The organism is Sulfurivermis fontis (assembly GCF_004001245.1).
Taxonomy (GTDB): domain Bacteria; phylum Pseudomonadota; class Gammaproteobacteria; order Thiohalomonadales; family Thiohalomonadaceae; genus Sulfurivermis; species Sulfurivermis fontis.
Genome location: NZ_AP018724.1, coordinates 3,234,124 through 3,246,214, shown reverse-complemented (window position 1 = coordinate 3,246,214; position 12,091 = coordinate 3,234,124). Strand labels below are relative to the sequence as shown.

At 65.0% G+C, this 12,091-nt stretch carries 13 protein-coding genes; 9 read left to right on the top strand and 4 right to left on the bottom strand.

Annotated elements, in window-relative coordinates:
- Positions 1-104: 104 nt before the first annotated feature.
- Genes rpmH through mnmE form a run of 5 tightly spaced genes read left to right on the top strand, consistent with a single transcriptional unit; the run spans position 105 to position 3,831 of the window.
- Positions 105-239 carry a 50S ribosomal protein L34 gene (gene rpmH / locus EP379_RS16280; protein ID WP_127478773.1) on the top strand — a complete coding sequence of 45 codons (135 nt, stop codon included), beginning with the start codon at positions 105-107 and terminating at the stop codon, positions 237-239.
- Between the two features lie 13 nt (positions 240-252).
- On the top strand, positions 253-618 hold the full coding sequence (rnpA, locus tag EP379_RS16275; RefSeq protein WP_127478772.1) for a ribonuclease P protein component: 366 nt from the start codon (positions 253-255) through the stop codon (positions 616-618).
- On the top strand, positions 603-824 hold the full coding sequence (yidD, locus tag EP379_RS16270) for a membrane protein insertion efficiency factor YidD (protein ID WP_127478771.1): 222 nt from the start codon (positions 603-605) through the stop codon (positions 822-824). The genes rnpA and yidD overlap by 16 nt, the downstream gene beginning before the upstream one ends.
- 6 nt (positions 825-830) lie before the next feature.
- Entirely contained in the window at positions 831-2,453 is a 1,623-nt protein-coding gene (gene yidC, locus EP379_RS16265; RefSeq protein ID WP_127478770.1) for a membrane protein insertase YidC, read from the top strand.
- A 19-nt stretch (positions 2,454-2,472) separates the two neighbouring features.
- On the top strand, positions 2,473-3,831 hold the full coding sequence (gene mnmE, locus EP379_RS16260; protein WP_127478769.1) for a tRNA uridine-5-carboxymethylaminomethyl(34) synthesis GTPase MnmE: 1,359 nt from the start codon (positions 2,473-2,475) through the stop codon (positions 3,829-3,831).
- Between the two features lie 4 nt (positions 3,832-3,835).
- Here the strand turns inward: mnmE and EP379_RS16255 are convergent, their stop codons facing one another.
- Genes EP379_RS16255 through EP379_RS16245 form a run of 3 tightly spaced genes read right to left on the bottom strand, consistent with a single transcriptional unit; the run spans position 3,836 to position 7,694 of the window.
- Entirely contained in the window at positions 3,836-5,815 is a 1,980-nt protein-coding gene (locus EP379_RS16255) for a transglutaminase TgpA family protein (RefSeq protein ID WP_127478768.1), read from the bottom strand.
- Positions 5,812-6,774 carry a DUF58 domain-containing protein gene (locus EP379_RS16250; protein ID WP_197722823.1) on the bottom strand — a complete coding sequence of 321 codons (963 nt, stop codon included), beginning with the start codon at positions 6,772-6,774 and terminating at the stop codon, positions 5,812-5,814. The genes EP379_RS16255 and EP379_RS16250 overlap by 4 nt, the downstream gene beginning before the upstream one ends.
- Positions 6,775-6,779: 5 nt before the next feature.
- Positions 6,780-7,694, bottom strand: coding sequence for an AAA family ATPase (locus tag EP379_RS16245; protein WP_127478767.1), 915 nt, complete (start codon positions 7,692-7,694; stop codon positions 6,780-6,782).
- A 124-nt stretch (positions 7,695-7,818) separates the two neighbouring features.
- Here EP379_RS16245 and EP379_RS16240 point away from each other — a divergent pair, with 124 nt between their 5' ends.
- Positions 7,819-8,094: a hypothetical protein gene (locus EP379_RS16240; RefSeq protein ID WP_127478766.1), complete on the top strand. Its 276-nt coding sequence runs from the start codon at positions 7,819-7,821 to the stop codon at positions 8,092-8,094.
- Here the strand turns inward: EP379_RS16240 and EP379_RS16235 are convergent.
- Positions 8,085-8,918, bottom strand: a complete 834-nt coding sequence (locus tag EP379_RS16235; protein ID WP_127478765.1) for an ion transporter — start codon at positions 8,916-8,918, stop codon at positions 8,085-8,087. The two genes, EP379_RS16240 and EP379_RS16235, sit on opposite strands and share 10 nt — an antisense overlap.
- Positions 8,919-9,019: 101 nt before the next feature.
- On the opposite strand from EP379_RS16235, the gene EP379_RS16230 reads away from it, so the two are divergent.
- From EP379_RS16230 to EP379_RS16220, 3 genes are all read left to right on the top strand, one after another.
- Positions 9,020-9,976 (top strand): phosphoribulokinase, encoded by a 957-nt coding sequence (locus EP379_RS16230; protein ID WP_127478764.1) that lies wholly within the window; start codon positions 9,020-9,022, stop codon positions 9,974-9,976.
- Positions 9,969-10,619 (top strand): DUF2238 domain-containing protein, encoded by a 651-nt coding sequence (locus EP379_RS16225; RefSeq protein WP_172600521.1) that lies wholly within the window; start codon positions 9,969-9,971, stop codon positions 10,617-10,619. Before EP379_RS16230 ends, EP379_RS16225 begins: the two co-directional genes overlap by 8 nt.
- Positions 10,620-10,859: 240 nt before the next feature.
- Positions 10,860-12,074, top strand: a complete 1,215-nt coding sequence (locus EP379_RS16220; RefSeq protein WP_197722822.1) for a type III PLP-dependent enzyme — start codon at positions 10,860-10,862, stop codon at positions 12,072-12,074.
- Positions 12,075-12,091: the final 17 nt, after the last annotated feature.

Genomic DNA, 12,091 nt, shown 5'->3' with positions numbered 1-12,091 from the left:
CGCCATTATTGACAAGTAGGCTGCTTTCAAAGTATTTTGCGCCTCTTTTTTCCATGGCCCGAAACCGGGCCGCGCCGATCATCTGAAACGGACGAGCCTTAATCATGAAGAGAACCTTTCAACCCAGCGTACTGAAGCAGAAGCGCACCCATGGTTTCCGTGCGCGCATGGCAACCAAGAACGGCCGCAAGATCCTGGCCGCCCGTCGTGCCAAGGGTCGTGCCCGTCTGACCGTCTGACCGCGCCCGCGTCTTGCACGACGCGTATGGTTTTCCCCGTAACCGTCGGCTGTTACGGCCGGAGGAGTTCCAGCGGATCTTCAAGGGGGCGGACTGGCGCTTGTCCGGTTCCGCCTTCACCTTGTTGGCAACAGCCAATACCCTGGGCCATCCAAGGCTGGGGATAGCCCTCGCCAAGCGGCAGGTACGGCGCGCTGTCGATCGTAACCGTATCCGCCGTCAGTTGCGCGAAAGCTTCCGTTTGCACCAGCACAATCTCGGCGGCGTCGACATCGTGGTGCTGGGGCGCGCAGGCATCGACACACTCTCCTCGCAGGAACTGCGTGCCGCCATCGACAGGAGCTGGGAGGAGTTGGCAAAGCGATGCGAAAAATCCTGATCCTGCTCATCGGTGCCTACCGCTACCTTATCAGCCCGTTTCTGGGCAACAATTGTCGTTTTCATCCCTCCTGCTCCTGCTACGCCCACGAGGCCATCGAACGTTTCGGTGCCTGGCGTGGAGGCTGGATGGCCGTGCGCCGCCTCGCGCGCTGCCATCCCTGGCATGAAGGCGGTTTCGATCCGGTACCTGACAAGAAAGACTAAACACCCATGGACTTCCAACGCTTGCTGCTCGTCATTGCGCTTTCCTTTGTCCTGCTCATGCTCTACCAGGCGTGGCAAAAGGATTACGGGCCGCAGCCGCCCGTGCCGGTAGCCACCGCGCAGGCACCTGCAACCGCCAACGATCTGCCCACCAGCTCCGCAGCCGTGGTCCAGGAAATGCGCGAGGGGCTGACAAGCGCCAAACGTGTCCGTGTCTACACCGATGTCTACACCGTGGAGATCGACACCCAGGGTGGTGACCTGCGTCGTGCCGATCTGATCAAATACCCGGTATCGTTGGACAAGAAGGATGAGCCGACCCGCCTGCTGGATGATAGCAGTGCATTGTTGTTCATCGCCCAATCGGGCCTGCGACCCGGCAGCGCGACCACGGCCGAGCAGGTGCCGGACCACTATGCCGTCTACCAGGCCACGCAGGACGAATATCGTCTGGCTGACGGTCAGGACGAACTACAGGTACGCCTGCAATGGGATGATGGTAAAGGGGTGGAGGTGGACAAGATCTACACCTTCCGCCGTGGCGACTATGTGATAAACGTGGACTATGCCGTGCGCAACAAGACCCAGCAGCCCTGGGTTGCCCACGCGTATTATCAGTTGCAGCGTCAGCGTCCGAGCGAAAGCACCGGGGCCTTCGGCATCTACACCTATACCGGCGGTGTGGTACACGGTAAAGAGCTGAAGTACGAGAAGATCGATTTCGATGCCATGGACAAGGCAGCCTTCAACCGCACCCTGACCGGTGGTTGGGCCGCCATGATCCAGCACTACTTCGTCGCCGCCTGGATCCCGCCGCAACAGGCGCAGCACGATTATTACAGTCGTGCCCTCGGCAACAATCGCTACCTGCTCGGTATGATCGACCAGGGTATGCAGGTGGCGCCCGGCGCCGAAGGGCGTTACCAGGCCCGCCTGTATGTCGGTCCCAAGCTGCAGGCGGAGATGAGCGATATCGCCGATGGTCTGGCGCTCACCGTCGACTACGGCAAGCTCACCTTCATCGCCGATCCGATCTTCTGGCTGCTCAAGCAGATCAACAAGCTGGTGGATAACTGGGGGTGGTCCATCGTGATCCTGACCCTGCTGATCAAGCTGGCCTTCTTCAAGCTGTCCGCCACCAGTTACAAGTCCATGGCCCATATGCGCAAGATGACCCCGCGCATGCAGGCGCTGAAGGAGCGTTATGGCGATGATCGCCAGAAACTCAACGAAGCGATGATGAAGCTGTACAAGGAAGAGAAGATCAATCCGCTCGGCGGCTGCCTGCCGATCCTGGTGCAGATTCCGGTATTCATCGCCCTGTACTGGGTGCTGCTGGAAAGCGTGGAATTGCGCCAGGCGCCGTGGATCCTGTGGATCAAGGACCTGTCCACCATGGACCCCTATTACGTGCTGCCGATCCTGATGGGTATCAGCATGCTGATCCAGCACCGCCTGAATCCGACGCCGATGGATCCGATCCAGGCCAAGGTAATGATGGCCCTGCCCATCGTGTTTACCTTCTTCTTTGCCTTCTTCCCCTCCGGCCTGGTGCTGTACTGGGTGGTGAACAACGTGTTGTCCGTCGCCCAGCAGTGGTACATCACCCGCTACGTGGTGAAGGCCTGATCTTGCAACGAGCGTGAGAGTGGAAACACCCTCTCGCGATAGCGATACCATTGCCGCCGTCGCCACGCCCCCCGGCCGTGGCGGCGTCGGCATCGTCCGCATCTCCGGGCCACAGGCGGCCACCATCGCCGAAGGTATGCTGGGGCGTTGTCCGGCGCCGCGGCACGCGGAATATCTGCCATTTCGCGACAGCCGTGGTGCAGTCATAGATCAGGGCATCGCCCTCTATTTTGCCGCGCCCAATTCCTTTACCGGCGAAGACGTGCTGGAACTGCAGGGACACGGCGGACCGGTGGTGATGGACCTTTTACTGCAAACGGCATTGCAGTTCGGTGCCCGTCCGGCCCGCCCCGGCGAGTTTTCCCAGCGCGCCTTCCTCAACGACAAACTCGACCTGGTCCAGGCCGAGGCCATCGCCGATCTCATCGACAGCACCTCGGTACAGGCGGCGCGCAGTGCGCTGCGATCAATGCAAGGGGAGTTCTCGCGCCGAGTCGGTGCGCTCACCGAAGAGTTGATCCAGCTGCGCCTGTATGTGGAGGCAGCCATCGATTTTCCCGAAGAAGAGATCGATTTCCTCGCCGACGGCGTTGTTGCGGCCCGGTTGGCTGCCGTGCAGGAACAGTTGCACGCCGTGCAGGTAGCCGCGCAACAGGGCAGCCTGCTGCGCGAGGGCATGCATGTGGTGCTGGCCGGCCAGCCCAACGCCGGCAAGTCCAGCCTGCTCAATGCCCTGGCCGGGCGCGACAGTGCCATCGTTACCGACATTCCCGGCACCACCCGCGATGTGCTGCGGGAACAGATCAGCATCGACGGCATGCCGCTGCACATCATCGACACCGCCGGTCTGCGCGAAAGCATGGATGCCATCGAACAGGAAGGCATGCGCCGCGCATGGGCGGAGATCGAGCGCGCCGATCGTGTGTTGCTGCTGCTGGACGATCGCACGGGCATGAGTGATGCGGAACGCAGTATTCTCGCCCGCCTGCCGGATCGATTGCCGATAACCTTCATCCATAACAAGATCGATCTCAGCGGCCATCCCGCCAGTGTCGAACAATGCGATGACGGGTTGCACGTTTATCTGTCGGCCCGCAGTGGGGATGGGCTGGACCTGCTGCGTGAACACCTGAAACAAAGCATGGGTTACCACGCCGCCGGTGAAGGGGTCTTCAGTGCGCGGCGCCGCCACCTCGATGCCCTCGAGCGGGCTGCCGGCCACCTGGCGACAGGCGTCGCGCAGCTGGGGCTCGGTGCCGGTGAATTGCTGGCCGAGGAGTTGCAGCAGGCACAGCAGGCCCTGGGCGAGATCACCGGAGTATTCACGGCGGACGATTTGCTCGGCCGCATTTTCTCCAGTTTCTGTATCGGTAAATAATTCTCTACGCCGCGGTCGCCGCTGAGCCGCGGCGCCGGCGTGGTCGAAAGCGCGCAACGGCATCGCGTAGTCGCGACAGCGTTTCGGTTCGGGCTGCGCCATAGCGCAGCGCGACATAAAGCGCACTGACCTCGTTACTGGCTTCGGCGAGATCCGGTCGCGCGGCGGCCACGCGGTCGGCAAAGTCGGCCGGACCCTCGTGCGGCAGGCGTCGCAACCCGATACGGGCGAGCTTGCGGCAATAACGCTCAAACAAACGCACGACCGCATCCGTGCGCGCTCGTCCCTGCCGCAACAAAAACACCGCCACCGCCGCCAGTACCAGACCCATCGCCCCGAACAGCGCGACCACCACACCCTGCCAGCCGAAATGCAGCAGGCCGAGCCGTTGCAGCAGTTCCTTCTGCCGCTGGTGGTTGTAGCCGAGCACCCACTGATTCCAGGCATTGTTGAGCGCGTCCCAGCCGTAGCGCAGTCGGGACAGGTTGCGCGTGATCCAGCCGAGGTCGGCATTCAGCAATGGCGTAGCGGTGGAACGGAAGCGCTGCAGATCGGCTTCAGTTTCTACACGCTGCGGCGGAATGACGGCGGTGGGATCGATGCGTGTCCAGCCCTGGCCGTCGAGCCACACCTCCGCCCAGGCATGGGCGTGCGACTGGCGCACGATGAGATAGTCGGCGAGGGGATTGCTCTCGCCGCCCTGATAGCCGGTGACCACCCGTGCCGGTACCCCGGCGGCGCGCATCAGGGTGACGAAGGCGGCGGCGTAGTGTTCACAAAAGCCGCGTTGCGTTGCGAACAGAAAATCATCGATGGCGTGCTCGCCGAGCAGGGGCGGACGGCGCGTGTACCAGTAGGGTTGCGCGCGGAAGAGCTCCAGGGCGGTGCGCACGATGTCCGCCGGCGCCCTGTCGGCCCACTCCCGGCCCAATGCCAGGCTGCGCGGGTTGCGCCCCGCCGGCAACTGCAGGCCGAGGCGACGCTGTTCATCCGGCAGCGCCCCGGTGCGGTAGCGGGTATGGGCGGCCAGTTCGTAGCGCTGGCGCGTGGTGGCCTTGCGCGGCAGCAGCAACTGGAAGTCGGCGCTGAGGTTGAGTCCCGGCGGCAGGGCGGCGGGCAGCTCCAGCGCAAACAGCCAGTGTTCATCGTGGGACTCAAGGGTGAGCGCATAGCGTACCGGCTCGCCGAGCGCCTCATAGCCCGGGGCATCGCGAAACCACGCCGGCGGAAACTCACGCGGTATCGGGTCCCAGCGCCGGCCATCGGTGGTCCACAGTACCGGGCCGCGCCAGTACAACTGATCGGCCGGCGGTACCGGGCCGTCGAACTGCACGCGAAAGGCCACCGCCTCCGATTCGGCCAGTTCGCTGATGGTGCCCAGGGTCATGTGGTCGGAAATGCCGGTGCGTGCCACGAGGCTGTCCTTGGGCACGCCCCACAGGGGACCGGGCAGGCGCGGGAACAGTACGAACAGCAACACCATGATGGGCAGGGACTGCGCCAGCAGCAGGCCGGCGCGGCGCAGGTAATAGCGGTGCGCCGGACCGCCCGGATGGTTGAGGGCGATGAGGGCGGCGGTGAGCAGCCACACGGTAAGCAGCAGATAGGCGCCGACAAAGATGGACTGGTCCACCAGAAAGCCGCCCGCCACCAGGAACCAGCCGAGGAAGATCACCAGCACGGCATCGCGCAGGGTGCGCAACTCCAGCAGCTTGAGGCACAGCATGACGCTGAGCAGGGCAAGGCCGGCGTCCGGCCCGAACAGGGTACGGTAGCCGAGCAGCACGGCGCCGATGCCCAGCAGGGTGAGCAGCAGGCGCGACCAGCGGCCGGGCAGTGCCCGGCTGCGCAGGTCGATGACCAGACGCCAGCCCAGCAGCCCCGCGCAACAGGTCGCAAGCCAGGGCGGCAGGCGCAACAGCTGCGGCAACAGCACGGCGGCCAGGGCGCCCAGCAACCACAATCGGCCGTGCAGCGGGATCATGGCCGCTCCCCGTACAGGGCCAGCGCCTCCAGACAGCGGCGGCGCTGCGCCGGGCCGAAGTCGGGTGCAATGGTCCGATCCGGCAGGCGCAGGCCATAGGCGAGACCGGCGGCATCGGCTTCCAGTACCCAGCGGCACAGGCGCGACAGCCGTGCCTCCGGCGCCACTCCCGGCAGCAACTCCCACGCCAGCCACAGTTCCTGCGCCGCCTCGCCGGCGAACTGCTTGGTGTGCATGCCCTGTTCCCGCGCCACCGCCTTCCAGTGCACATGACGCAGGGAGTCGCCGGCATGGTAGGGGCGCAGGGCGGCAAAATCGTCGTGCCCCTGGCCGCGTTCGCCACCGCTGCCAGCGGTGCCGGGCTGATCCGGCGGCAGGCCGCGTTGTGGCGCCGGGGCCGGGTAGACCAGGCAGTCCATGGCCAGTTCCAGCGGCGACCAGGCACGGAACAGGCCGAGGGGAAAACGGGTGGCGACGGTGATGCGGCCCAGGGGCAGTCGCCCGCGCCGGGGGGCCGGGCGGGCCAGCTCCACCCACTGCGTGCCCGGCCCCATGTCTGCCATTGCTTCACTGCCATGGGCCGCCTGCAGTATGACCGCCGGCCGCACCTCGCCGCCGTCGTTGTGCACACCGACGGGAAAACGCGCCGTCTCCCCGGCGAATACCGCGGGGCAGCGCCCCGCCTCCAGACGCAGGCCGAGCAGATTGCGCCAGGTGTGCAGGATCGATACCACGCCCAGCCCGGTGAGCAGGAACACCAGGGCGAAGGCGAGGCCGTTGTCGTAGTTGATGGCGCCGAGCAGGATGGCGAGCAGCACCGCGCCGAGCAGCAGCCCCTGCCGCGTCGGCAAAATATAGATCCGGCGCCGGTCCAGGGTGACCGGACCGGTTTCGGTGCCGAGGCCGCGCAGGAAGCGGGCGAGGCTGAAGCGCTGGCGCAGGGTGAGGGGCGTGGCCACGGCGATCAGGGAATGGCGACCTCGTTGAACCGGGCCGCCAGCACCGTGCTGCCGCCGGCGCCATCGGCCTGCACCTGCTGCAGGCGGTGGCCGACCACGTGCGGCAGAACCGCCTGCACGTCTTCCGGCAGAACGAAGTCGCGCCCGTCCAGCAGGGCCCAGGCGCGTGCTGCGGCGAGCAGGGCGAGGCCGGCGCGCGGCGACAGGCCGGTGAGGAAGTGCGGCGAGCGGCGCGAGTATTCCAGCAAGGCCTGCACGTAGTCGAGCAAGGCCGGGCTGGCCTTCACGGCCCGCACCTGGGCCTGCGCCTGCACCAGCTGTTCCGGTGTCATCACCGGCGGCAATCCGGCGAGCAGCTCGCGCCGATCGCTGCCGGCGAGCAGGGCACGTTCGGCCTGGGCATCGGGATAACCCAGCTCGATGCGCATGAGAAAGCGATCCAGCTGCGACTCCGGCAGGGGGAAGGTGCCGATCTGATTGGCAGGATTCTGCGTGGCGATGACGAAGAAGGGCTCCGGCAGAGGGCGTGTCTCGCCCTCGCTGCTGACCTGATGCTCTTCCATCGCCTCCAGCAGGGCGCTCTGGGTCTTGGGTGTGGCACGGTTGACCTCGTCCGCCAGGATCAGCTGGGCGAAGATCGGGCCGGGGTGGAAGCGGAACTCGCCCGACTCACGCTCATATACCGAGACACCGAGGATATCGGCCGGCAGCAGGTCCGAGGTGAACTGGATACGGTTGAAGCGCAGCCCGAGGGTGGTGGCGAGGACATGGGCGAGGGTGGTCTTGCCCACGCCGGGCAGGTCCTCGATGAGCAGGTGGCCGCGCGCGAGCAGGCAGGCGAGGGCGAGGCGGATGGGGTGTTCCTTGCCGAGGATGATCTGGCCGGCCTGGGTTATGACCTGATTGAGTAGGGCGTACATGGGAAACCTTTCACCGAGGGTGGTCCCTAACTATACAACCGCCGCCCCGGGGCTGGTGCTGGCAGCAGCGCAACATGTTGACTAGACTTGCATTGCTACCGGGAAGTTTCCGGAGGTGGATGCAATGATCGATACCTCTCTCTCCAGCCCCATCACTCCGGCCAGCCGCGGGCCAAGCCTGCAGGAGCGCCAGTTGCGTGCGGAAAACGGCGCACTGGTGCAGCAAAACGCCCAGCTTCAGGGTGAGAACCGCGACCTGCGTGCCGAGCAGCGCCGCCTGGTCAGCGAGAATGCCGATCTGCAGCAGACGGTGGGCGATCTGCAGCGTGAGCTGACCCGCAGTGAACGAGCGGCCGATCCCGACAGCACCAGCGGCACCCTGCTCGACGTCTACGCCTGATCGTTCCGCTCCGCCAGTGCCTCCCTGAGAACGCGAATCTCCTCGCGCAGTGCGCGCAGTTCCCGGCTCACCTGTGAACTTTCCTCATGCACCGCCTCCTCGATGGCGGCCTGCTCCTGTTTGAATTCCGCCTCATGCATGGTCTGCATGGTGTTGACGATGATGGCGATGAACAGGTTGAGCATGGTGAAGGTGGCGATGAGGATGAAGGGGATGAAGAAGGCCCAGGCCCAGGGATAGGCCTCCATCACCGGGCGCGCGATGCCCATCGACCAGCTCTCCAGGGTCATCACCTGGAACAGGGTGTACATGGAGGCGCCGATGCTGCCGAACCATTCCGGGAACTGCGGGCCGAACAGGCCGGTGGCCATCACCGCCGCCACATAGAAAATCAGCAGCATCAGCCCGGCGATGGAGGCGATGCCCGGAACTGCCAGCAGCAGCGCCTCCACCACCAGGCGCAGGCGCGGCATCATGGAAATCAGGCGCAGCACACGCAGCACGCGCAGGGCACGCAGCACCGCCAGCGGCCCGCTGGCCGGCACCAGGGCGATGCCGACGACGACGAAGTCGAACACATTCCAGGGATTGCGGAAGAAACGCCCGCCGAACGCCACCAGCTTGATGGCGATCTCCGCCACGAACACCGCCAGGATCACGCGGTCGAGCAGGTGCAGCACATCGCCCGCCTGCGCCATTACCGCGGGCGAGGTTTCCAGGCCCAGGGTGACGGCATTGATGACGATCAACGTGATGATGAATTTCTGTACCGGCAGCGATTCGATCCAGCGACCCAGCTGCGTGCGCTTCAGTGACTGCTCCATGGGGTTTCCTCTGTCATTAAAAGAACTCATCTTTCGGGGGATGGTCACGGCGCCGGAAATGGGGCTAAAGTTAGCCCTCCGCAAGCAGGCGAGGGTAGCCCATGTCGGTGCGCCATCCCATCGTCGCCGTGACCGGTTCGTCCGGTGCCGGCACCACGACCGTCAAACATGCCTTTGCCGAGATCTTCCGGCGCGAGGGCATCAACGCCTTTTTCGTCGATGGCGACAGTTTCCGCCGCTACGACCGCGCTGCCATGAAACGGGTCGTGGCCGCGGCCCAGGCGGCCGGCCGTCCCATCAGTCACTTCGGGCCCGAGGCCAATCTGTTCGAGCGGCTGGAGGGGTTGTTCCAGGAATACTCCCGTACCGGCAGCGGCCTCTATCGCCACTACCTCGGCAGCCGCGAGGCGGCGGTGCGGCATGGCGGCGAGGAGGGCAGCTTCACGTCATGGCAGGAAATACCCCCCGGCTCAGACCTGTTGTTTTACGAAGGGTTGCATGGCGCCTGCATCGAATCCACCTGGAGCCGGCGCGAGATGAGCCCGTCGCACAACCCCCTGATCATGAAGCTGCGCCAGCAGCAACAGGAGCGGGGTGATCGCGGCGTCGACGTGGCGCGCTGGGTGGACCTGCTCATCGGCGTGGTGCCCAGCATCAATCTGGAGTGGATCCAGAAGATCCACCGCGACTGTGCGGTGAAGGGCAGTTCCGCCGAGGCGGTGACCGCCACCATCCTGCGCCGCCTGCCCGACTACCTGCGCTACATCACGCCGCAGTTTTCCCTCACCGACATCAACTTCCAGCGTGTGCCGCTGGTGGATACCTCCAATCCGTTCATCGCCCGCGACATCCCGACACCGGACGAAAGCATGGTGGTGATCCGCTTCCGCGAGCCGAAGCGCCACGATTTCCCCGACCTCAAGCGCCGCCTGCCCAACAGCTTCATGTCGCGTCCCAACACCCTGGTGGTGCCGGGTGGCCACATGGGCCATGCCATCGAAGTGATCTGTGCGCCGCTGGTGCAGGAGTTGCTGGAGCGCCAGCGCAGCCATGGCTGAGCCGCCGCCGTTCCGCCGCAACCGCCCCCTGCAGTGGATGATCGCCTGGCTGGCCGGGCTGTGGCTGGTGACGGCCATCGCGCCGTTCAACCGCTTCGACTGGCTGCTGGAGAACCTGCTGGTATTCATCTACGGGATGCTGCTGCTCGCCACCTACAGCCGCTTCGCCTTCTCCAATACCTCCTATGGCCTGTTCACCGTGTTTCTCAGCCTGCACCTCGTCGGCGCTCACTACACCTACGCGGAAACGCCCCTCGGCTTCTGGCTGCGCGATGCCTTCGACCTGAGCCGCAACCACTACGACCGCATCGTCCACTTTGCCTACGGCCTGCTCATCGCCTATCCGTTCCGCGAAATCCTGCTGCGGGCGGCCGGGGTGCGGCCGGGCTGGTCGTACTTTCTGGCGGTCACCGCCGTGCTGGGGTTCAGCGGGTTTTACGAGGTGCTGGAGGCCGTAGTGGCGATGATCGTCAGCCCCGAACTGGGTGACGCCTATCTCGGTACCCAGGGCGACATCTGGGATGCCCAGCGCGACATGGGGCTGGCCTGCGTCGGCGCCATTCTCGCCATGCTCGCCACCGCCTGGCGGCAGCGGCAAAACACCTTGGCCGCAAAGGGCTTCGATGCCGAAGCCGCCGGCTAAAAAAACACTTGATCGACGCAATGTTTGTTCTAGAATACCGGCCACTTCTTGAGGGTAGCCCGCTCACGGCACGACCAGATACGGCTTGAGAATCTATCCAAAGAGAATGAATTTGTCCTGATTCAGAGAGCGCCGGCTGAATTGGTATGGCGCCGCTCAAATTCAGATCTCTTGTAACTCAAAGTCGGTCGTGTCTCGTCCACCCTTGAGAAGAGGAGCGGAGGCCCGGCCTGGAGGTATATGACCATGGTCGATGCCCGCAGTGAAACCGCGTCCATCGTCGCCGGCGACAAGGCCGACGAACCCCCCGAAGCCGAACGTATCCGGCGTCTCGTTGCCATTCATGGCGCCCCGCTGCTGATCCTCGACTGCGAGGCGGTACGACGACAATACCGCGCCCTGGCCGCGGCGTTGCCCGGCGTCGATTTGCACTATGCCCTCAAGCCGCTGCCGCACCCGGCGGTGGTCACCACCCTGATGCAGGAAGAGGCCTGGTTCGACCTCGCCACCAGCGGCGAAGTGGACCTGGTGCGCGGCCTCGGTGTCGCCCCGGAGCGCTGCATCCACACCCATCCCATCAAGCGCGACCGCGACATCCGCGACGCCCTCGACTTCGGCGTCACCACCTTCGTGGTGGACAATCCGGACGAACTGCGCAAGTTCGTCAAATACGCCGATCAGGTGGAACTGTTGCTGCGCGTGTCCTTCCGCAGCCCCGACGCCAAGGTCGATCTGTCGAAGAAGTTCGGCTGCACTCCCGAGGCGGCGCGCGAGCTGCTGGTGTTGGCGCATGACCTCGGCATCCGCATCAAGGGCCTGTCGTTCCATGTCGGTTCCCAGGCCGCCGATCCGCGCAAGCACGTGGAGGCGGTCCATGCCTGCGGCGCGATCATCGCCTGGAACAAGCAAGCCGGCCTGCCGCCGCTCAGCGTGCTCGACATCGGTGGCGGCTTCCCGGTGGAGTACAACGAGGACGTGCCGCCCATCAACGAATTCTGCCGTCCGATCCGCGAGGCGCTGGCGCAGATCCCGGGCGACGTGCGTCTCATCGCCGAACCGGGCCGCTTCATCTCCGCCCCGGCGATCACCGCCGTCTCGTCGGTGATGGGCAAGGCCCTGCGCGACGGCCGCTGGTGGTACTACCTGGACGACGGCGTGTACGGCTCCTACAGCGGTCAGATGTTCGACCACGCCAAATATCCGGTGGACTGCCTGGAGTGGCACGGCGAGCGTTTCCCCAGCGTGCTGGCGGGCCCCACCTGCGATAGCATCGACGTCATCGATGAAAACATCATGTTGCCGGAACTGAATGAGGGCGACCTCGTCGTCGGCCGCATGATGGGCGCCTACACCTGGGCCAGTGCCACGGAGTTCAACTTCTTCCGCAAGGCGCAGATCGTGGTGATCAACGAATACGTGGGCGAGGCCTGCGAGGTCGTGCCGCTGGTCGGCTGATGTCTGCCGACGGTGCG

Excerpts from the sequence above, each read along its gene's own strand:
- EP379_RS16255 (WP_127478768.1), bottom strand. The coding sequence starts at position 5,815 with ATGATCCCGCTGCACGGCCGATTGTGGTTGCTGGGCGCCCTGGCCGCC.
- EP379_RS16230 (WP_127478764.1), top strand. The coding sequence starts at position 9,020 with ATGTCGGTGCGCCATCCCATCGTCGCCGTGACCGGTTCGTCCGGTGCC.
- EP379_RS16245 (WP_127478767.1), bottom strand. The coding sequence starts at position 7,694 with ATGTACGCCCTACTCAATCAGGTCATAACCCAGGCCGGCCAGATCATC.
- yidD (WP_127478771.1), top strand. The coding sequence starts at position 603 with ATGCGAAAAATCCTGATCCTGCTCATCGGTGCCTACCGCTACCTTATC.
- EP379_RS16235 (WP_127478765.1), bottom strand. The coding sequence starts at position 8,918 with ATGGAGCAGTCACTGAAGCGCACGCAGCTGGGTCGCTGGATCGAATCG.
- rpmH (WP_127478773.1), top strand. The coding sequence starts at position 105 with ATGAAGAGAACCTTTCAACCCAGCGTACTGAAGCAGAAGCGCACCCAT.
- EP379_RS16225 (WP_172600521.1), top strand. The coding sequence starts at position 9,969 with ATGGCTGAGCCGCCGCCGTTCCGCCGCAACCGCCCCCTGCAGTGGATG.
- yidC (WP_127478770.1), top strand. The coding sequence starts at position 831 with ATGGACTTCCAACGCTTGCTGCTCGTCATTGCGCTTTCCTTTGTCCTG.
- EP379_RS16220 (WP_197722822.1), top strand. The coding sequence starts at position 10,860 with ATGACCATGGTCGATGCCCGCAGTGAAACCGCGTCCATCGTCGCCGGC.
- EP379_RS16240 (WP_127478766.1), top strand. The coding sequence starts at position 7,819 with ATGATCGATACCTCTCTCTCCAGCCCCATCACTCCGGCCAGCCGCGGG.